Source organism: Bacillus sp. FSL K6-0994 (genome assembly GCF_038630815.1).
In the GTDB taxonomy this organism is placed as follows: domain Bacteria; phylum Bacillota; class Bacilli; order Bacillales; family Bacillaceae; genus Bacillus; species Bacillus safensis.
Map to the genome: position 1 here is coordinate 468,333 of NZ_CP152043.1, position 21,394 is coordinate 489,726.

General features: G+C 42.3%; 20 protein-coding genes. 14 read left to right on the forward strand and 6 right to left on the reverse strand.

Annotated features, from left to right (window positions below; genetic code table 11):
* The first annotated feature begins 5 nt into the window (after positions 1–5).
* From MHB69_RS02280 to MHB69_RS02290, 3 genes are all read left to right on the forward strand, one after another.
* The gene (locus tag MHB69_RS02280) at positions 6–638 is read left to right on the forward strand and encodes a GDSL-type esterase/lipase family protein (RefSeq protein WP_046313923.1); all 633 of its coding nucleotides are present in this window, start codon (positions 6–8) and stop codon (positions 636–638) included.
* A gap of 88 nt (positions 639–726) precedes the next feature.
* Positions 727–1,809: a C45 family peptidase gene (locus MHB69_RS02285; protein ID WP_046313925.1), complete on the forward strand. Its 1,083-nt coding sequence runs from the start codon at positions 727–729 to the stop codon at positions 1,807–1,809.
* Positions 1,810–1,938: 129 nt separating this feature from the next.
* Positions 1,939–4,026, forward strand: coding sequence for a transcription antiterminator (locus MHB69_RS02290; RefSeq protein WP_046313927.1), 2,088 nt, complete (start codon positions 1,939–1,941; stop codon positions 4,024–4,026).
* Positions 4,027–4,042: 16 nt separating this feature from the next.
* Here MHB69_RS02290 and MHB69_RS02295 read toward each other — a convergent pair whose 3' ends face one another.
* The gene (locus tag MHB69_RS02295; RefSeq protein WP_046314021.1) at positions 4,043–4,654 is read right to left on the reverse strand and encodes a class I SAM-dependent methyltransferase; all 612 of its coding nucleotides are present in this window, start codon (positions 4,652–4,654) and stop codon (positions 4,043–4,045) included.
* A 156-nt stretch (positions 4,655–4,810) separates the two neighbouring features.
* Here MHB69_RS02295 and MHB69_RS02300 point away from each other — a divergent pair, with 156 nt between their 5' ends.
* Both MHB69_RS02300 and MHB69_RS02305 read left to right on the forward strand, forming a co-directional pair.
* Positions 4,811–5,680 (forward strand): SDR family oxidoreductase, encoded by an 870-nt coding sequence (locus MHB69_RS02300; protein WP_034283829.1) that lies wholly within the window; start codon positions 4,811–4,813, stop codon positions 5,678–5,680.
* Positions 5,681–5,974: 294 nt separating this feature from the next.
* On the forward strand, positions 5,975–6,397 hold the full coding sequence (locus MHB69_RS02305) for a pyridoxamine 5'-phosphate oxidase family protein (protein WP_046313929.1): 423 nt from the start codon (positions 5,975–5,977) through the stop codon (positions 6,395–6,397).
* A gap of 444 nt (positions 6,398–6,841) precedes the next feature.
* On the opposite strand, the gene MHB69_RS02310 is transcribed toward MHB69_RS02305, so the two are convergent.
* The 3 genes from MHB69_RS02310 to MHB69_RS02320 are packed head-to-tail and all read right to left on the reverse strand — an operon-like array spanning position 6,842 to position 7,432.
* Positions 6,842–7,021 (reverse strand): hypothetical protein, encoded by a 180-nt coding sequence (locus tag MHB69_RS02310; protein WP_041116715.1) that lies wholly within the window; start codon positions 7,019–7,021, stop codon positions 6,842–6,844.
* Entirely contained in the window at positions 7,018–7,200 is a 183-nt protein-coding gene (locus tag MHB69_RS02315; RefSeq protein ID WP_041116717.1) for a hypothetical protein, read from the reverse strand. The genes MHB69_RS02310 and MHB69_RS02315 overlap by 4 nt, the downstream gene beginning before the upstream one ends.
* 13 nt (positions 7,201–7,213) lie before the next feature.
* A complete protein-coding gene (locus tag MHB69_RS02320; RefSeq protein WP_041116719.1) occupies positions 7,214–7,432 on the reverse strand; it encodes a hypothetical protein in 219 nt (72 codons plus the stop codon).
* A gap of 158 nt (positions 7,433–7,590) precedes the next feature.
* Here MHB69_RS02320 and MHB69_RS02325 point away from each other — a divergent pair, with 158 nt between their 5' ends.
* Complete coding sequence (locus tag MHB69_RS02325) at positions 7,591–9,840, forward strand: hypothetical protein (RefSeq protein ID WP_342495964.1); 2,250 nt, start codon at positions 7,591–7,593, stop codon at positions 9,838–9,840.
* A gap of 61 nt (positions 9,841–9,901) precedes the next feature.
* Here MHB69_RS02325 and MHB69_RS02330 read toward each other — a convergent pair whose 3' ends face one another.
* Together MHB69_RS02330 and MHB69_RS02335 are read right to left on the reverse strand one after the other, a co-directional pair.
* Entirely contained in the window at positions 9,902–10,198 is a 297-nt protein-coding gene (locus MHB69_RS02330) for a DUF3817 domain-containing protein (RefSeq protein WP_034664017.1), read from the reverse strand.
* A 129-nt stretch (positions 10,199–10,327) separates the two neighbouring features.
* On the reverse strand, positions 10,328–11,002 hold the full coding sequence (locus MHB69_RS02335) for a GntR family transcriptional regulator (protein WP_065215296.1): 675 nt from the start codon (positions 11,000–11,002) through the stop codon (positions 10,328–10,330).
* A 153-nt stretch (positions 11,003–11,155) separates the two neighbouring features.
* On the opposite strand from MHB69_RS02335, the gene MHB69_RS02340 reads away from it, so the two are divergent.
* The 8 genes from MHB69_RS02340 to MHB69_RS02375 all read left to right on the forward strand — a co-directional run bounded on the left by MHB69_RS02340 (position 11,156) and on the right by MHB69_RS02375 (position 21,393).
* Positions 11,156–11,983, forward strand: a complete 828-nt coding sequence (locus MHB69_RS02340; RefSeq protein ID WP_342495965.1) for an AraC family transcriptional regulator — start codon at positions 11,156–11,158, stop codon at positions 11,981–11,983.
* Positions 11,973–12,905: a DMT family transporter gene (locus MHB69_RS02345; RefSeq protein ID WP_046313938.1), complete on the forward strand. Its 933-nt coding sequence runs from the start codon at positions 11,973–11,975 to the stop codon at positions 12,903–12,905. The genes MHB69_RS02340 and MHB69_RS02345 overlap by 11 nt, the downstream gene beginning before the upstream one ends.
* Positions 12,906–13,003: 98 nt before the next feature.
* The gene (locus tag MHB69_RS02350; protein ID WP_024427347.1) at positions 13,004–14,059 is read left to right on the forward strand and encodes a tartrate dehydrogenase; all 1,056 of its coding nucleotides are present in this window, start codon (positions 13,004–13,006) and stop codon (positions 14,057–14,059) included.
* Between the two features lie 72 nt (positions 14,060–14,131).
* On the forward strand, positions 14,132–16,318 hold the full coding sequence (locus MHB69_RS02355; RefSeq protein ID WP_041116726.1) for a DNA topoisomerase III: 2,187 nt from the start codon (positions 14,132–14,134) through the stop codon (positions 16,316–16,318).
* Between the two features lie 197 nt (positions 16,319–16,515).
* The gene (locus MHB69_RS02360) at positions 16,516–17,598 is read left to right on the forward strand and encodes a glycosyl hydrolase family 8 (protein ID WP_327825462.1); all 1,083 of its coding nucleotides are present in this window, start codon (positions 16,516–16,518) and stop codon (positions 17,596–17,598) included.
* Entirely contained in the window at positions 17,579–18,430 is an 852-nt protein-coding gene (locus MHB69_RS02365; protein ID WP_046313943.1) for a diguanylate cyclase, read from the forward strand. Before MHB69_RS02360 ends, MHB69_RS02365 begins: the two co-directional genes overlap by 20 nt.
* Positions 18,420–20,132: a DUF2334 domain-containing protein gene (locus MHB69_RS02370; protein WP_342495966.1), complete on the forward strand. Its 1,713-nt coding sequence runs from the start codon at positions 18,420–18,422 to the stop codon at positions 20,130–20,132. Before MHB69_RS02365 ends, MHB69_RS02370 begins: the two co-directional genes overlap by 11 nt.
* Positions 20,125–21,393, forward strand: coding sequence for a glycosyltransferase (locus tag MHB69_RS02375; RefSeq protein WP_024427352.1), 1,269 nt, complete (start codon positions 20,125–20,127; stop codon positions 21,391–21,393). The genes MHB69_RS02370 and MHB69_RS02375 overlap by 8 nt, the downstream gene beginning before the upstream one ends.
* Position 21,394: the final 1 nt, after the last annotated feature.

Here is a 21,394-nt window from a genome sequence, read left to right on the forward strand (position 1 = left end):
TAAGAGTGGGACGATCCTATGTTGCGATTGGAGATTCCTTAACAGTTGGGGTGGGGGCACGTTTATTTGGCGGAGGATTTGTTCAGCGATTTTGGTGGATGCTTGAAAAAAAGACACATGCACCGGTCGAGCTGTCCGTATTTGCAAAATCAGGGTTAACGACTGATCAGATTTTACAGCTCTTCAAACGGTCAGAGGTGAGACGTGCGATTGCAGCAGCAAACATCATCACCATCACAGGCTGTGGGAATGACCTTGTTCAAGCTGTTCAGCAGTATGAAGAAGGTGAAGATGAAAAGAAACTGCTGCAAGCAGTCATACATTGTCAGGCGAATTTTAGCAAGATGATTCAAGAAATTGCTCAGATCAAAAAAGGGCAGCATCAGCCTTACTACGTATATTTCATGAATTTATATAATCCATTTCCGCAAATACCAATAGCCGGGCGGTGGCTTCAGCAATATAATCAACAACTTCGTTTGCTTGCTGCGAATCCGCATGTAGAAGTTGTGGATGTGTACCGAGCGTTTGAAGGGCATGAAAGAGCCTACTTATCGATTGATCAATTTCATCCGAATCCTAAGGGGTATGAAGCAATGGCAGAAGCATTGTTTAAGGTATACTGTAAACAGCTGTAATCCGTGGGATTGCAGTTTTTTTCATCCTTTTCAATATATGACGGTTTCGATATGATAAAAGAAACGAAGGCGAAAGAGGTGTGGAGGCATGGAGGAGATTAGTGCATATTTTCAAGAGATGACTGGAACGGCTTATGAAGTGGGAAAACAGCAGGCTGTCTGGCTTAAGGAGAACCCGCTGCTAAAGACACAATATATTCGGACAGAACCGGTAACACAACAGGCTGTGAAAGAAACGAAGCAGCTGATCCGTCCCTTTCTTCCTCAATTAGATGAAGAGTTTGCTGGGTTTTGTGATGAAATGCAATTAGATGAGCGTTATTTGACCTTTTTCTATTCATCTCATCTTCAGCCAGGCTGTTCCCACTGTGTGAGGCAGGGGAATATGGCGGCAGGTCAACAAACGGTCATGCTTCGTAACTATGATTTCTCCCCGATTTTTGATGATATGCGTCTTGTGACGACACATGTAAAAGGCTCGGCATATCATACAGGCTCGTCGCTGCTCTTGTTTGGCAGATCTGATGGGATGAATGAGCATGGTCTTTCTGTAACTTTCTCTGCTTGCGGTCCGCCGGTTGGCAATGAACCCGGTTTAAAGCCCCCAGCAGTCGCCGGTTTGCAGGTGTATCATGTGATTCGCTCTGTTCTGGAAACCTATCAAACGGTCGAGGAAGCCATTCGCTCTATCGAGGAAATGCCCGTTGCCTCAAATGTTCACATCATGCTTGCGGATCGAAAAGGAGAGGCGGCTGTGATTGAAATCATTGATGGTCAAAAAAGAGTGAGAAGACCGGAGAGAGGTTATATTGCGGCAACAAATCATCCGGTAGCTGATCAAACAGCAAAAGGGATGACCAAACATCATTCTGTGGTCAGATACGATATGTTAATGGAAGCGTTAAAAGAACAACGATCAAGTGATTCTCTTGTGAAACTGTTCCAGACAGAATATCCTGATGGTCTGGCTGTGCACAATTATGAGGAGCTGTTTGGAACGATGCGAACCGTCATGTTCCGTCCAGAAGAAGGCACAATCGATTATTGCTTTGGCTCTCCAGTATACAATCCGACTTATTCTTTAAAAGCGGGGGGTTCACTGCCTTTTCAAGAACAAAAGGTTCAATTTCATCAAAAGGATTATGGACCGTCATTTTGGAGAAGTGTCTGATGATCCCTTGTTTATATTTTGTCATAGCCGCTGTGCCAAAGTCAGATCAACTAAAGATTGCAATGCTCGTTGAAAGCGTTTTATATTAAGGTGTGACAATAGACCTATTTATACAGAAGGAGGCATTTCATGTACATAACGGCACGAGAACAGAAAGTCATTAAATACATCATTCAGCAAAATCGTTATGTCACCATTCGTGAGATAGCCGATTCTGTTCAGGTAAGTACTAGAACGATCCATAGAGAACTAAAATCCATTAAACCAATATTGAAAGATTATCAACTTTCATTAGATAAACAGCCGGGGAAAGGCTTGAAGGCAGTCGGCGAACAGGAGGATAAACAGCGGCTTCTTGCTCATATGTCAAATGAGGATCAAATCGAATATAGCTCAGATGAACGAAAGCTCTTAATTCTATGTGCGCTGCTTGAAGCGAAGGAACCGGTGAAATTATACACACTCGCAGCTGACTTGCAGGTAACAAATGCGACGATCAGCTATGATTTAGATGAACTGACGGAGTGGATTGCTCCATACGGTTTGCAGCTTATCCGCAAGCGCGGGTACGGCATTGAATTAAAAGGGCCGGAGGAAGCAAAACGAAAAATTGTCGGCAATCTCATTGTTGACCGGCTCGACATTCAATTGTTTTTAGAAACGATTGAAATGAATATCAAACATCGAACGAAAGCAACGGAAAAGGTGTTTGGCGTTGTCAGCAGAGGACAGCTGCTTAAGGTAGAAAGGCTGCTCTTTCATTTGAAAGATCGACTGTCACTCTCCTTATCTGATAGTGCCTATATTGCACTTGTTGTTCACTTAACCTATGCTATCGAACGTATTCAGCTTGGGGAAACCATTCGAATGGAAGAGGAGGAGCTGCTGGAATTAAAGCGGACGAAGGAATTTGAATCATCACTTCGAATGGCAAGAGCGCTTGAACGCATGTTTAATGTGGAGATCCCTGAAGCGGAGGTCGGATATATGACCATCCACCTTCGCAGCGCAAATCGCAGCTTTCAGACTGAATACCGTATTGATGAAATTGAGCTGGATATAGCGCTGAGAACGAAAAAGCTCATTGATTTTATTTCAAATAAAACCGGCTATCATCTCAATGAAAATGATTCATTGTATGAGGGGCTCGTGTCTCATCTTGAGCCTGCCATGAACCGTCTAAAGGAAAAGATGAGAATCTATAATCCGCTCACACAACAAATTAAAAAAGACTACTTTTTGCTGTTTATGGCGATTGAAGAAGGAGTCGAGCGTTTCTTTCCAGAGATTGAATTTCCAGAGGATGAAATTGCCTTTCTTGTGCTTCACTTTGGCTCAGTGCTTGAAATCAAAAAAGAAGAAACAAAAATTCATGCGCTGGTTGTTTGCTCAAGCGGGATTGGTTCCTCGAAAATGCTCGCCTCCCGGTTGAAAAAAGAATTGCCGGAGATCGCCAAATTCGATCTATCCTCTTTGATGGAGCTAAAGGAAATCGATGCATCGAGCTATGACATGATTGTCTCGACCGTTCCGATCCCATATGAGCATATCGATTACATCATGGTCAGCCCGCTTTTAAACGAGGATGATGCTATGCGTGTGAAGGCTCATATTAAACGGAAGATTCCTTATATCATCGAGAAAAAAAGAATAAAAGAACCTCCCGAAGAATTGGCGCAAGAAACCGTTGATATGATGGCGGTGGCAGAGCAGGTGACGAATTATATGTTTGTGATTCGCAGCATCCTGTCCCATTTTACCATCGAAAAAAGAGAGACGATGCCGCAGCATGATGAAACCATTAGGCAGCTGCTTCGTCAGCTTGAAGAGGAAGGATTTATCATACATGCAGATGATGTGGCGGGCGGCCTTTTGGAACGTGAACAGCAAGGCGGCTTAGGCATACCTGGCACTGAATTTGCTCTTTACCATTTAAAGCATACATTCATCAAGGAACCAATCTTTCATATTTATGATCTTGATCAGGCATACGAGGTTAAAAGCATGGATGGCGGGCAGCAGCAGATGTCAAGAATGCTCATGATGCTGGCGCCGCAAGAGCTTGGCAAGGAAGGGTCAGAAATGTTTAGTCTGATCAGTTCATCCATCATTGAAAGTGAAGAAAGCATGGCGCTTTATGGACAAGGAACAAAGGAAAACATTGAACAGAAATTACATCAGCTTTTCTATCAATTTGTCAAAGAGGCAAAGTGGTAAGAAAAAGGCCGAGAGCTTATTCGCTTCTCGGCTTTTTTGCTGTGACACAGACAGCAAGGGTAGGGCGAATTTCTTCATACTCAATAGAAAATTCGTCAAACCCTGCAAACTGCAAGTCATTTAATATGTTTTCACCCATCTCTTTTGTCCGATTGGCGTCAGCTCCTTTTTCTCTTGGCTGCATCACAATAGCGAGTGTCCCGCCTGGTTTTAAGGTGTGATAAAGATTGAGTAAGCCCGTTTTTGGATCATCCCAAATCGTAAAATTGTTAACAGACAGTACTTTGTCATACTGCTCTCCGGGAAGACGTGTTTTCTCGATTTTGCCGACATACAGACGAACCTGTTTGTCTTTTGCCCGTTTGCTGACGCGGGACTGTGCTTGCTCCTGCATGGTGGAAGAAGCATCCAGCCCATCAATGTGAAGGTCTTGATAATGCTTGAGCATATGTTTGATACTGTAGCCGGGTCCATAGCCAATTTCCAGAATGTTTTCACCATCTGTCAAATCTAAGTGGCGGATGGCCCACTGATTCAATGCTTTATTTTCATTTGCCATAATGAGTCCAGCAATGCTTCCGAGCCAGCCTTTTGGTCTGCTAAAGGTTTTCGAAATAGTAGACAGCATGTGAGAACGCTCCTTTTTGATGATCATGTAACCGATTTTTCCCCTCTTCAAACATGCTGATTTTCGGGAACACATCAATACAGCTTCATGATGTTTGAGTGAAAAAATGAGGTGGTAATGAAAGGATACATCAACAAATCAAGGAGGAGCTTACACATGGATTTACGTGATTATTTAACAAATGGCATTCCGCGCCAAACGCAGGATCAGCAGCCAGGCAGTGAAAGAGAAATGAATCCAGCGCCGATCTTTGAGGATGAATCATATCAAGGTTCTGGCAAGCTAAAAGGAAAAGTGGCACTGATTACAGGTGGAGATAGTGGAATTGGACGGGCAGTATCTGTTGCCTATGCAAAGGAAGGTGCACATGTTGCCATTGTGTATTTAAATGAACATGAGGATGCAGAGGATACGCAAAAACGTGTAGAACAAGAAGGCGTCAAATGCTTAACGATTGCAGGAGATGTCGGTGACGAAGCCTTTTGTGAGAAAGCAGTAGAAAAAACAGTTGAAGCCTTTGGTCAATTAGACATTTTAGTAAATAATGCGGCTGAACAGCATCCGCAAGAACGTATTCAAGATATTTCGAGTGAACAGCTTCACCAAACCTTTAGAACCAACTTCTATTCCTATTTCTATTTTACGAAAAAGGCATTGGATTATTTAAAACCGGGAAGCTCCATTATTAACACAACATCCATTAACCCATATAGAGGTAACCCAGTGCTGATTGATTATACGGCAACAAAAGGAGCCATTAACGGCTTTACGCGTTCTATGGCACAATCGCTTGTGAAAGATGGGATTCGAGTGAACGGTGTAGCGCCAGGTCCAATTTGGACGCCGCTCATTCCATCTACATTTGATGAAGACAGTGTGGAAAGCTTCGGAGCAGAAACTCCGATGGGAAGACCAGGACAGCCTGTTGAGCATGTCGGCTGCTTTGTACTGCTGGCTTCTGACGAATCGTCTTATATGACAGGACAGACACTTCATGTCAATGGCGGTTCCTTTATGAATACATGATCTACCGCGGCACCGCCCAGCTTTGATTGGGCGGTGTTTTTAGTATTTCTTGCGATTTTTCTGCACAGATATGACAGACCATACGATTATGCCTACAACAACTGCCGCAATGACAAGTGAGCTCAAATGAAACATCGTTTCATGATGCATGTTCAATTTCTCCCTTCATTGAACCTGTTTTTTATAGCATCAGCCAGAAGGTCTCTTTTTATGAAAAACACATTTCTTTGTTTAATGAATGGGCTGTCGTGGAAACCTACGTATACGGATGAAATTTTGAAGGAGTGAAACGATATGTCTCAAGGAGAATTAAAACAAAAGGTATTAAACCTGTTAGATGAACAAAAGGTGGGAACACTAGCGACTGTTGAACAGGATAAGCCGCATACCCGCTATATGACTTTTTTCCATGAAGGGCTGACGTTATATACACCAACGAGTAAAGAAACACATAAAGCAGAAGAAATTGAAAAAAACCCGAATGTTCATATTCTCATTGGATATTCAGGCGAAGGATTCGGTGATACGTATGCAGAGATTGCAGGCACCGCAGCATTAACCGACGATCCGGAACTGATTGACCGTCTTTGGTCTGATGAGATGGAGAAATGGTTTAAAGGAAAAGATGACCCAAATCTAGTGATCCTGAAGATTGACCCAGCCTCCATTCGTTATATGAATGAAGGAAGCCGTACACCAGCAGAATTATCACTTTAACACTTGCGCAAGCAGGGGGAATGTGTTATAGTTTGATATTAAGTGTTGAAATAAGCAAATAAATAAAGAAAGTAAACTTTCTTTTTTCTATGACATAATGAGAAGCAATAGAGCTTCTACTTGATAAGAACGAGACGCTGTCAAAGCGAACAAACTTATTCTTTTCCTTCTGCCACCGCCCCCCTATAAGAGCGGAAGAATGGAAAAAAGACGTTTTGATTTACAATTCACACTGGCACGGCTTCGGAGCCGTAAGGACGAATGAGAGGTAGGGCTTTCGTTGTCTTGTTATCCAGAACTTCCATGGCGTTTACTTTCAAACGTAGGTTCACTCGGAACACATATGACACACTGATATGATCGAATCTTAATTCATACAATCCGTAACGGAGATTAAACATTGATTATTTATTTGCATGAAAAGAGTAAGGAAAAGGCTGCCATCTATTTGGCAGCCTTTTTCATTGGGTCAAACAATAGGAACCCGAAACCAATGAGCACAAGAAAAGGAAAAACAAAGGTCGCAACCATTCGCATAACGTCCGCCCCAAAAGGGTTTGACACTAACAGCAGACCGATAAATGCACAAATAATCAGAGTGAATAAAGCGAGCTTCATGATCATTTACTTTGTCCTTTTTTCTGATACCGCCAAATCCGCTCAATAAAAAAGAACATGACCGCAAACAAAATAGAAAACATGAACATATCCAGCAGTGTCACGCCTCTATTTGGATGCACAAGACCAAACCAAATGAATTGAAGAACAAAAGAGATCGCAAAATAAAGAATAGATTGTTTCATCATTTTCCCCTTTTCACTTATTTTTTTGCCTCTTAAGCCACATCAGCCAAATGATGAAGGAACCAATCACACATGAAAGCAAAGTGACAGGCGGCAAGGTGTGCCAGCTAGTCAGCCCCTTTACAAAACACATATAAAAAAAGAAAATGGAAATGGATACGAGTACCCATTGCTTGAACCAGCGAGGGACACGCAGCCAAGCTGCTAGAATGATTGATGATAGCTTATCCAAAGAGATAACTCCTTTTTTGAATCTGATTGGATTTTATCGTAAACAACAAAGTTTGTAAAATATGGATTTCAGAGGCTTTGATGGTATTCTTCTCGCATGAAACATTTTCGCTGTACTGACGTATAAGTTTAAGGAACCTCATGAAAGGAAGCGATCAAGTGAAAAGAATACCAATCATCTTCCTCAGATATATTGTCTTCTTTATTCCAGCCATCATTCTCAGTGTCTTGGTGTGGAATCATTACCAAGATGATTTGTCAGATGGGAAAGTAACAGAGTATGACGTCAAAGGAATGTTTACATTTGATGAAGGAAAACGAGTGGTGAGTGCTGTATCAAAAGACCAGCAGCTCCATTTTGCAATGTATGATCCTCAATCAGGAAAAAGAATTAGTGAATGGACCACAGAAAGTGATACGTTTCATGAAATGCTGCCATCCATTCAAGGAAACAATCTCTTACTGACTTTAAAAAATAAAGACGGGCAGCTGTTGATCGAGAAACTAACACCAAGCGGAGAAAAGAAAGAGCTCGTTCAAAATAACCTGCAGATTCCCTCATTTCTAAAAACGAATACATACCAGTGGAATGGACGGCTCGTATTTACAGGAGAAATGGACGGTGCCGCTGCAGTCATCGGTGAGCTGAAGGATGGTCAGTTTCATGTGCACAATCTGAACGATCTAAAGCTGCCAGCAAGACCCGTTTCTATCGATGTTGTCATGAATTCCTTTAGAGGGCAGACGCCAATTCCTATGTTTGAATTGGCTTTGAAAAATGACCAGAAGGCGTATGTCAGCGGAATCTCAAACGAGAAGCAACAGCTTGGGGTTTATGTCTCCAAAAACGCTGAACCGTTCAGTCTCATTGAAGATAAAGTGGAGCAGCAGATGGAGAAAACAATCGGGACATCACAAAACTTTGCAGTCGCTGTCGAATCTAACTATCCAAAAAGGGCAAGGAAAGTGAATGCAGAGGGAAGGCTTGGGGAAGTCGTTCCAACACCAAAGCCGATTTATCAAACCTTTATTTACCAGCTTAATGAAGAAGAAGTTCTTCTTGCAGGCTCTACAGCAAAGGACGAAGCAAAAGGCAAACTGACAGGTTATATATATAACCATCGCACGAATAAGGCGACGTCTGCCAGCAAGCTTTTGCAGTCGTTTTCATATGAATCTTTACAAAGAGAAGGGCTCTCTTTCAATAAAAATGTGAAGAGCGACTGGCTCTATTATTCATTTGACAATCAATTAACGGGTGCATTTGAGACGAAAAGCAAAGAACTAAAGGAATTTCCTTTGCAAAAGGTCATCTCAATTGAAAACGCCAGTCCGGCCCACCAAACGTCTGTTGATACCTTTACGCAATATGTTATGAAGGGCGGACCGCTCATTCTCAACTGGGCGATATGGATCTTGATCCCGCTATTATTATTTGTGCTAGCGATCTTCCTGCCGCCGATTTTGAGGCTGGTGAGGAGAAACAAGATAAAGGACAGTGTCACATTAGAAGCCAATATTGTGTCTGTTAAAGAAACGGGCACCTACATTAACGAACAGCCAGTTGTCAGCATGCGGCTTCAATTTGAATATGAAGGGCAGCGCATAGAAAAGACGGTTAAAACGGTTGTATCCTACACCCAGATACCACAGCCAGGACAGCGTATTGTCATTCACTATGATCCAAAGAAGAAAAAAGCGATGCTCTTAAAAGAGGGTGACTTCTCGCAGCCAAGCGAGCCAAAGTTTATCAAAGGCGTTGTTTTAAGAAACATAGAATCATATGGAACTGTAGGCCGAGGCACAGTCTTATCACTCACATTTGAATTAGATCAGAAAACGTATATCATTCCGATGATTCAAGCCGCCGGTTTTGAATTTAGAACAGGAGAAAAAGCCGATCTTGTCGATATCAACGGCCAGCTCAAAATGGCATCCTATGGCCATGAAGTGCGGAATCGATCGGGGAAAGATGTGACGTTAACAGGAACGATTCAGCGTGTGAAGCAATATCCAGTGGCCATCCATGAACAAAAGCCTATTCAGCTTGATGTGTCGGTTTCAAACGGCGATGAGTCCATCACAAAAACGGTCAGCCAATTCATCCCTGATCATATGCAGGTCACAGCCGGCACTCAAATCACGATCCAGACAAAAAAAGAAGAGCTGGATAGAGAAATGGGTCTCATGCAAGAGAAACAAGGAAGTGCAAAAGTGACCAATGTTGAATTTGCTGGCGTCATCGGCAATCTGCCGTTAGCAATCATTCAGGTTGAGAGAAATGGCATGATGTATGAAGTGAAACAGCCAATCGATCCAATCACTAGCGTCTTGCCTGGTGATGAATTATGGGTGGCGGATCACGACATGACGCGTCAAGCAGCCATTGTGAAATATGCATCGATATAAAAAAGCGTTCCCTAGCGTGAAAAAAAAGGGCTAAAACGAATGTCGTTTTAGCCCTTTTTGATTAAGCTTTTGTATCATATTGGCGGAGCACCTTATCGTAGGCGAAGTTACCGAAAGGAATGAAAGCCGCAAAAAAACCAGCGATGGACCATTTCAAATGCCAGCGAACTTTAAAAGTCACATATGCCAAAACGAGCATATAGATGACAAACAATGCGCCATGAAGAGAGCCTACAATAGTGACTGCCATCGGAATATCCGCAAAATATTTTAGAGGCATGGCAATTAAAAGAAGGGTTAAAAGAGACATACCCTCAATAAAACCCGCCTGTCGAAGACGGCTAATACTTGTATGCATATACAAATCCTCCTGTATAAAAGCTAGTTTCTCATCTTCTAATATAAACGAAAGATCGTCTGGACATGCTAAAATCTACGAAAAATTCAAAATATGTTCATGGAATGCTTAAAAAATGGGAAAAGCCCTTTATTCTTTGTTTGTTTTAGAGAGTACTTGCTTTAAGTGCATAACATCATGTAATAAGTGCTCTGTCATTGCTTGAACCGCTTCTATGGAGCGGCGCTCTTTTATTTCAGAATAGATGGCTGTATGCTCTCTTTGAATAGTTTCAGCACGAGTCCCGCCGCTAAAATGGAAGATGCGGCAATAGTGAATGAGTGCATTCACGTGATTCAATTGTTTGGATAAGCGGTCATTGTGACTCGCCAACATGATTTTTTGGTGAAAGGCTTCATGTAACTGGACGATCTCTTTAGATGGCAGCTGCTGCTTGATCGCTTCGTCCGCCTGCGTGAGAACCTGCTCAATTTCATCCATTTCTCTTTGCGAGGCTTCCTTACAGGCAAGTTCAACAGCAAGTGTTTCTAAGGCCGCCCGAATTTGATAAAGCTCCTCAACATCTTTTTCTGTTAACGTATAGACGGAATAGCCTGAACGATGATCCGCGATTAAAAGCTCGTCTTTCTCTAACAGCCTCATGGCCTCTCTTACCGGTGATCGGCTTACACCAAATTGCTTGGCAAGCTGCGTTTCATTGATACGCTCTCCTGGCTGAAACTGACCATCAAATATCATTTGCTTCAGCTGTTCATAAAATTGCATGTGATACGGTGCTGGTCTTTCCATCTCGAATGAATTCATCCCATCATTCCCTCTTTTATTCATCATCTTTTGTCTCATGTTATCCAAGTTTTTCCCTCTAGGCAAGCCTGCATCGAAAAGTCAATATCGTACAATCCAAGAGAAAAAGGGTGTGCTACACTAATGATCAGTTCAGTGAAAAGAGGGATCGACATGAACACACAAGAGGAACGAACTGTACATTTTGATCAAGACTTGCAAATAGAGGCGTATCGCTTTCATGGCATCATGCAAAAGTTCCCGAATCATTTTCATACATATTATGTGATTGGATTTATTGAAGACGGTCAAAGACGTTTGATCTGCCAAAATCAAGAATACATCATTGAAAAGGGTGATATCCTTCTTTTCAATCCGTATGATAATCACGCATGTGAACAAATTGATCATAGGACACTCGATTATCGCTGCTTAAATATTGAAGCTGAAGTGCTGGAAAAAATCTTTCAGCACAAGCCGCATTTTAAAGCCCCTGTGTTTTCAAAAAGTGAACGAACAAAGCCGTTATATGATCTACATCAAATGATCACAGAAGAAGCGCCTGCTTTGAATAAACAGGAAACCTTCTATTTCTTTATGAAACAATTGATTGAAGCCTATGCTGATACATCAGAGGAAAAAGCATCACCCGCACGTGCCAACGAACAAAAAGTCCAAGATGTACAGCAATATATCGAAACACATCTCACGGAAAATATCTCGTTAGATGACTTAGGTGAGCTTGTGTCCATGAACAAATATTCATTGCTGCGTGCTTTTACAAAGTTCAGAGGCATCACGCCGTATCGTTATTTACAGACAATCAGGGTGAACTATGCGAAGGAGCTTCTCGCCCAAGGAGTGAAGCCTGTAGATGCGGCTGCCGCCGCTGGATTTTCTGATCAAAGTCATTTGACTCATTTCTTTTCGGAATTTATTGGGCTTACGCCAGGGCAGTATCAGCAAATTTTTGTAAAGCAGGTAACACCTGATGAAAAATAAACAGCTGCTTGGTCATTTAGCAGCCATGTTCACCATTTTTTTATGGGGATCCACCTTTATCTCTACCAAAATATTATTAACGGCTTTTTCTCCAACAGAGATTTTATTTTTCCGTTTTTTTATAGGGTACTTGGCTCTAGTGATCATCTATCCAGTCACCATGAAGGTGCGAAATAAAAAGCATGAAGGGATGTTTGCGCTGGCAGGTTTATGCGGTGTGGTTTTATATTACTTTTTAGAAAATGTCGCACTTACTTATACGTTTGCTTCGAATGCAGGTGTCATCAGCTCCGTTGTCCCATTCTTCTCCTTTTTATTGGCTTATTTTTTATTAAAAGATGAGCCGCTGCACAGCCGATTTTTCATAGGCTTTTTCATCGCGATGACGGGAATCGTGCTGATCAGCATGAATGGAATGGCGACGTTTCAATTGAATCCACTCGGTGATGCGTTAGCATTAACGGCCACTATCGTCTGGGCATTCTATTCCATTTTATCGAAGATGATCAACCAATATGGCTACCATATCATTCAGGTAACAAGGCGTGTTTTCTTTTACGGACTGCTATGGATGATTCCACTGATCTGGCATTTTAAAATTCGTTTAGACTGGGAACGGTTGACGAATCCATCGTTTGCCTTCCACTTGCTGTTTTTAGGCCTTTTCGCATCTGCGATTTGTTTTCTGACATGGAGCTTTTCTGTGAAAACGCTCGGTGTGGTGAAATCGAGTGTGTATATTTATGGAGTGCCCATTATTACGATGGTCATTTCAATGATCGTTCTTCACGAGAGATTGACCTTCATGTCTGCGCTTGGAACGGTACTGACCTTAGGTGGTTTGCTGCTTTCAGATAAAAAAAGTGCGGGAAGAAAGAAACAGAAGCCCCGTGTGCTGATGCAGGATAAAAAGGCGCTTTGATCAAAAAAGCGTCTTTTGTCCATTGTAAGAATAGACACTCTCTAGTAAACTCGAATTAAATGGTCGACGGTCGACCGATGACGAAGGGGGAAAAATCAATGAAGCATGTTTCAATTGCAGCAATTCCAGGAGACGGGGTTGGAAAGGAAGTTGTGCCTGAAGCCATCCGAGTTTTGAAAGCGATATCAGATGTGCATGGCGGGCTGTCTTTCACCTTTCAGGATTTTCCGTGGAGCTGTGAATATTATTTAGAGCATGGCGAAATGATGCCAAAGGATGGATTGGAACAACTGAAAGCCTTTGACAGCATTTTCTTAGGGGCAGTCGGAGATGCCAATTTAGTGCCGGATCATGTATCGCTTTGGGGATTGCTGATTAAAATTAGACGTGAATTTGAGCAGGTGATTAACGTTAGACCTGCAAAACAGCTGAGCGGTATTCGCTCCCCGCTTGCTCAGCCAAAGGATTTCGATCTTCTTGTTGTAAGAGAAAACGGTGAAGGCGAATATAGTGAAATCGGAGGCCGCATCTATCAAGGGGAAGATCAGCTTGCCATTCAAAATGCTGTTTTCTCCAGAAAAGGGACAGAGAGAGCCATGCGCTTTGCTTTTCAATTAGCAGAAAAAAGACGAAAGCATGTGACAAGTGCAACCAAATCGAATGGAATCGTTCATACAATGCCATTTTGGGATGAAGTGTTTCAAGACGTAGCAAAGGATTATCCAGAGGTGACAGCAGACTCGCAGCACATTGATGCGCTCTCAGCCTTCTTTGTGACAAGACCAGAGAAATTCGATGTGATTGTTGCCAGCAATTTATTTGGCGATATTTTAACTGATCTTGGGGCTGCGATTATGGGAAGTATTGGCGTGGCGCCTGCCGCCAACATCAATGTAAATGGCAAATATCCATCCATGTTTGAGCCTGTACACGGATCAGCCCCAGACATTGCAGGGAAAGGAATTGCCAACCCAATCGGTCAAATTTGGACCGCTAAACTCATGCTTGATCATTTCGGAGAGGAAGAACTAGGTACACACCTGCTCGAAATCATCGAGTCAGTCACAGCAGACGGCTTTTTAACGGCAGACATCGGCGGGGCTTATCAAACACAAGAAATCACAAACGAAATTATCACGCGTTTGAAGAAATAATCCGTCATTAGAACCGCATCTCCACGTCTGCTATAATAAAAGGATGGATAGAAGAAAGAGATGTGAAATCTAGTGTCAAAAACAGTTGTATTAGCAGAGAAACCTTCAGTAGGACGTGACTTAGCGCGTGTACTGAAGTGTCATAAAAAAGGAAATGGTTTTTTAGAAGGAGATCAATACATTGTCACGTGGGCCCTTGGCCATTTGGTCACACTGGCTGATCCAGAAGGCTACGGAAAAGAATTTCAATCCTGGCGTTTAGAGGATTTGCCGATCATTCCAGAGCCGCTCAAGCTTGTCGTCATGAAAAAGACAGGAAAACAATTCCAAGCAGTAAAAGCACAGCTTGCAAGAAAAGATGTAAAAGACATTGTCATCGCAACAGATGCTGGACGTGAAGGGGAGCTTGTCGCAAGATGGATTCTTGAAAAAGCGCATGTGAAAAAGCCGCTAAAACGACTATGGATCTCATCTGTTACGGACAAAGCCATTCAAGAAGGCTTCAAACGACTAAAAGACGGCAGAGAATATGATAATCTGTACCGCTCAGCGGTTGCACGTGCTGAGGCAGACTGGATTGTAGGGATCAACGCAACAAGAGCGCTGACGACCAAGTTCAATGCGCAGCTTTCCTGCGGACGGGTACAAACACCAACGATTGCCATGATCGCCAAACGAGAAGAAGACATTCAGCAATTCCAGCCGAAGCCGTTTTATGGAATGACTGCACAAGTAGATGGACTTACCTTGACGTGGCAGGATGCCAAAACAAAGCAAAACCGCACATTCCAAGAGAATGTCATAAAAGAGCGCTTGGCAGGCTGCAAAGGAAAACCAGCAGTGATCGATGCATTGAAAAAAACAGCGAAAAAAGCTTTTGCTCCAGGGCTGTACGACCTCACTGAATTGCAGCGTGATGCGCATAAACGCTACGGCTTCTCAGCGAAAGAAACATTATCTACGCTTCAACGGTTGTATGAGCAGCATAAGCTTGTAACATATCCGCGTACAGATTCACGATTTATTTCAGCGGATATCGTTCCTACATTAAAAGATCGATTAAAAGGAATGAATGTCAGACCGTACGCTCAGCATGTGAACCGCATTTTACAATCAGGCGTGAAAGCACACAAAGGCTTTGTCAACGATGCAAAAGTGTCAGATCACCATGCGATCATTCCAACCGAGGAAGAACTGTATCCTGGTGCATTAAGTGATAAAGAGCGTAAATTATATGATCTGATTGCCAAACGATTCCTTGCTGTACTCATGAATCCTTTTGAATACGAGGAAACAACGGTGATCGCCAAAATAGGCAGTGAAACATTCACAGCAAAAGGAAAAACTGTGCAATCAGCCGGCTGGAAAGCTGTGTACGATGAATCCTATGAAGACGAGGAATCAGCCGAAGCAGATCAGCATCTGCCGGTACTTTCCGAAGGGCAATCACTTGAAGTACGCCAGCTGAAAGAAACAAAAGGAGAAACGAAACCTCCTGCTCGTTTTAATGAAGCAACCCTGCTATCTGCTATGGAGAACCCAGCTGCATTTATGCAGAATCAGGAAAAGGATTTAGTGAAAACCCTTGGTGAAACAGGCGGACTAGGGACAGTGGCCACAAGAGCCGATATCATTGAAAAACTGTTTAACAGTTTCTTAATTGAGAAAAAGGGCAAAGACATTTTCATCACATCGAAAGGGAAGCAGCTGCTCTCCTTAGTGCCTGAAGACTTAAAGTCTCCTGCGTTAACAGCGGAATGGGAACAAAAGCTTTCTAAAATCGCAAAAGGACAGCTGAAGGCTTCTCAATTCATGAGTGAAATGAAGTCCTATGCAAAACAAGCCGTATCTGAAATCAAACAAACGAACCAAACCTTTAAGCATGACAATGTCACTGGCACCCATTGTCCGGACTGCGGAAAACTGATGCTGAAAGTAAACGGAAAACATGGCACAATGCTCGTGTGCCAAGACCGAGAATGCGGCCACCGTAAAAATGTGGCGAAGAAAACAAACGCACGCTGCCCGAACTGTCATAAAAAGCTCGAGCTGCGCGGAGAAGGCGATGGCAAAATCTTTGCTTGTGTGTGCGGCCATAGAGAAAAACTGTCTGTTTTCGAAAAACGCAAATCACAATCCAATCAAAAGAAAGCCAGTAAGCACGATGTGTCTAAATATATGAAGAAACAAAAGAAAGTGGAAGAACCAATCAATAACGCACTGGCTGAGCAATTAAAGAAATTAAAATTAGATCAATAGTATTATAAAAACCCATGCGGAAACGCATGGGTTTTCCAATGTAATCAAGCATATCGACATATTGTTTTTCTGAAAATGGGAATGTCTATGCGAAAAGACTCGTAATTTGGTATAAAATATTTATTTAAATTTAAACAGAAACAATCTATAATAAATCGTTAGAATGCTAAGAGAACGGGAGTTGAAAGGGGACACGAATGGATACACCCATACATCGCATAGGTATTGTTTTACTCATTGTCATTCTACTAGGTGGATGTACCTGGAAGCAGCAGACGGAATCAGCTTATCCAGTATCACCACAGCCAGTATTGCCCGGAGAATATTTTATTACTCATCACCTCATGACAGATCAAGGCTTGATCCGCACTTCATTTGCAGAGCAGCACATCTACTTATCCGAATCGCTGGGGCTTTGGATGGATTATCTTGTTCGAAAAAAAGACCAAAATTCGTTTGACCAACAATTGGGTGTCCTGCAAGATGAATTTTTACTAGACCATCATCTTCTCAGCTGGCAAATCGAATCTGATCAAAAAAGTAAGGCTAATGCTCTAGTTGATGATTTACGGGTAGTGGCGGCACTTCAAAAGGCAGATCGTTTATGGAAGAATGCAGCGTATCAAACAACAGCAAAAGAAATCGCACAAGCGTTAAAAGACAAAAATATGTATAGAGGCATCTTGTCCGATTATTATGATGCATCAACAAATCGAACTTCACACACAATCACACTCTCATATTTAGACCCAAAAGCAATCAAAGAATTGGAATCCCTCAAAATATTCACGAAACAAATGACGAGTAACCAATTGGCCATTCTAAAACAAGCACCGAGAAAAAAAGGATTCTTTCCTAAATCCTATGACATAAAGAAAAAAGCCTATTCATTTGATCGAGAAATCAATATGATTGATCAACTCTATACGGCTCTACATGCCGATCGTGCAAAGGTGAATACGTCCGCGATCATGAAATGGCTTAAAACGACTTTTACAAAAGAAGGAAAATTGTACGGTAGATATAAACTGAGCACATTGCAACCAGCAGTGACGTATGAATCGCCTTCTGTATATGCGCTGGTCATCTTGTATGCTCTTAAACAAAACGAACCGGAATTCGCAAAAGAGGTGTATGACCGCATGAAAGAATTACAAATTCAAGATCCTCTCAAGGATTATTATGGAGGGTACATGAACGAAAAAGACACACACTCATTTGACAATTTATTGCCTCTCATTGCAGAAAGGGAGCTTTTTAATGAATCGGTTATTCAGTAATACGTATCGTTTATATTATTCTCTGCTCCTCACGTTTGCAGGTCTTATTTTGTTTATGGGCTACCTTGGCGTACATGATGCAGAGAGCTTTTTGATGATCACACTGACTTTTGTCGTGTTAGGATGCGGGATTTTATTTGGCATCTTACCAGCATTAATTTTTACCTTGCTGATGTTGTTCTTTATAGGAAGTGCTATGTTCTTTACAGAGCTTGGCCACACAACCCCCTTCTTTACCAATCAAACATTGCAAGATGTGGTGATTTGGGGCGCAGCCCTCCTCTTTTTCGCGATTTCAGCAGGAAGCTTGCATGAGCGGATTAAGACGATGCGGCAAACCATTGAACAACAAAAGCAGGCTATGAAACAATTTGTGGCGATTGACTCCACCACTGGATTTGACAATGCAGAACGGATGAGGCTGGAATTGTCTGAGGAAATGAAACGGGCAGAACGCTACAAACAGCCATTCGTATTTATCCTTCTTCACATTCATTATGCAGCAGAATTCAAATCGTTATATGGAGAAAAAGAAATGCAGCACCTATTTCAGCAATTAAGTAACAAGATTCGCGAAAGTGTCAGAGAAACCGATAAGAAATTTCGATTATCTGAAGAACGAATAGGCCTGCTGCTTACTCACACACCAGAAGAAAATGTCTCTGTCGTCCTTGAGAAGCTAAAGGATAAATTGAAAAAGCATGTGCTGTTAAACGGCCGTGAAGTCACCTTGACATTTCATGTCTGTCATTTAACAAGCAGTTCGGATTATCGCACGCCAGAACAATTTTTAGAAGAACTAGAAAAAGAGATGATGATGAATGAACTTTAATTCTTTGATGAAATGCTGCTTGATGATTGCTCTCTTTTTGATTCTTTCGTTTCAATACATGGCTTCAGCCGACGCTCTTGCCAAGCCAGATACCCTGATCGTTTATTCAACAGATTCAGGAGAAGCGACTCCAGCAGTGCATATGCTGGATCTACTCGCTGGACATTTTTCCAAACAGACGACGATTGTATCTGATGAACATTTGGCTGAAAAGAAGATCAGCGAATTTCAGCAAGTCATCTATCTAGGGGAAATAAAGAGAACCTTACCAAAACAGACCATTCGTGTAATGAACGAAGCACAGAAGATCATAGCCATTGGATACAATGCGGAACAGCTGCGCCCATTTTCCGCGCTTACTTTTCACAAACAAGATCACACGAGTCAAATCAAATATACAGATGATAAAGCATACCGTCAGCTAGAGAAAAGGATCAGTGCGTTAACGGTTCAAGGGGCAGACTTGCAAAGGGAATTTCTATTGAAAAAACATAAAGCTGATCTTCCATTTGTGATTCAAACAAAGGAAGGTGCCGCCTATATTGGAATCCTAAATGTCGTGCAGCACAGCGAGCTTCTTGCAGAAGTGCTAGAAAAACGCCTTCCTTCTTCTAATCAACTGACCACAAAATACTTAAGGCTTGGGAACATCAGTCCTGTCACTGACGAAAAGAAGCTGCTTGAGCTTGGACAATACGTATCCACTCAGCATATTCCGTTTCTAATAGCGGTAACCCCTGTTTGGGTGGATCGAACAACAGGCGATGAAGTGACACTGAGTGACCGCCCGAAGCTTGTCAAAGTGTTAAAACAATTGCAAAGCGATGGAGCCAGCATCATTCTCCATGGATTTAGCCGTACGTATCGCACGGAGGATTCTGGTCAGGACTTTGAGTTCTGGGATGCAAAGAATGATCAGTCCATTACGTCAAATGACCCTAAAAAAGCTGAGAAGAAGCAAAGTGAAAGCCATTTTTCGAATGAAAAAGACTTCCATGCTTATACGAAATCGAATCAGCAGCAAGAAACCATCTATACAGAAGAAAAACTGACAAAAGGCATTGAGTTTCTTGCGCAGCAAGGTCTCTATCCACTGGCATTCGAGGTGCCGCATGATGCCATATCTCAACAAGGCTACGAAGTGATATCAAGGCATGTGTCCAGTCTGTTTGGACAGGTACAGCTGTCGGATCATACTTGGAAAACAGCCGGCGCTCCGCCGCTCGTGACGAAACCCGACATGCTTCATGGCATGACTTTATATCCCCAGCAATCAGTAGAGCCAGCATCTGACGAAGAAGGTTCAAATATTTTAACAGAACAAAAGATTCAATCCATCCAGCATCTTCAATCAGCCGCAATCGGGCTGTCCTATGATGTGGAATCCGGAATAACTGGATTGCAGAATCTGATGACGCAGATGGATGCAATTCCTTCTAGTGAATGGCTGGATTTAAAGAAAACAAAACAGACAGTCCAAACACCACATGTACAGATCAAAACATCAGGGGATGGACATATTCATGTAGAACAATCCAATAGAGCGGAAACCACAACAGTTAAACGAAGCGGCATGGAAAATATGCTGCGAATTCTCACCGTCGTGGTGATGCTGTTTATTGCGGCATTTGCTTTTTACACATTGTATTTAAGACTGACAATGAAAAAACGTATTTTTAAGGAGAGAAAATTAGGTGGCTGATGTCTTATTTTATCTTTCATTAATACTGATTTGGATCATGCTCCTATACCATATGTTTCTCATGCAGGGCGGCTTTCAGCACTACCTGACCTACGAAAAAGTGCTGCCTGAATGGACGAAACAAGGGAAAGAACTGCCGACCGTCAGCATTCTGATTCCTGCTCATAATGAAGAAGTTGTCATTCGGCAAACGCTAAAAGCAATGGTCCAGCTATCCTATCCTAAACATCTCCTTGAAATCATTGTGATTAATGACAATTCCTCCGATGGCACAGGGGACATCGTGCAGTCATTCAGTGAGCAATATGATCATGTCCATATGATTGAAACGAAACCGCCATTTGCAGGAAAGGGAAAATCAACTGCACTGAATGAAGGCTTAAAGGCTTCAACAGGAGAAGTCATCTGCGTATACGATGCAGATAACATGCCTGAACAAAAGGCCGTCTATCATTTGGTTCTTGGTTTATTGAATGACCCAAAGGCAGGCGCTGTTGTCGGGAAATTCAGGGTCATCAATGCAGCCAAAAATCTGCTGACCAAATTTATTAATATTGAGACCATCTGCTTTCAATGGATGGCGCAAGGCGGAAGATGGAAGTGGTTTGGCATTGCGACAATACCGGGCACCAACTTCGCCATCCGCCGGCACATTTTAGAAGAGCTTGGCGGCTGGGATGTTCATGCGTTGGCTGAAGACACCGAATTAACGATCCGTGTCTATAACCTTGGCTATGTCATTCGATTTTTCCCAGCTGCGATTACATGGGAACAAGAGCCTGAGACATGGAAGGTCTGGTGGCGGCAAAGAACGCGCTGGGCTCGAGGCAATCAATATGTTGTGCTCAAATTTTTAAAGCAGTTTATGAAGCTGAAACGAAAACGAATGATTTTTGATTTGTTTTATTTCTTCTTTACGTATTTCTTATTTTTCTTCGGTGTCCTGCTCTCAAATGGCATCTTTATCGTGAACCTATTTGTTGACCTTCACTTATCTGTAGGGGCTGTTGCACTAATCCTGTGGGGATTGGCCTTCTTCCTCTTTCTAACAGAAGTGATGATTACACTAAGTATTGAGAAAACAGAGCTCACCAAACAAAATATACTCATTGTGGCGCTCATGTACTTCACTTATTCTCAAGTATGGATTGCGCTAGTCGTGTATTCCTTATGTGTAGAGGCAAAGAGCCGTTTATTCAAACAAGAAGTGAAATGGTACAAAACTGAGCGTTACGATCAACAACAAAAGAAAAGCGGGTGAC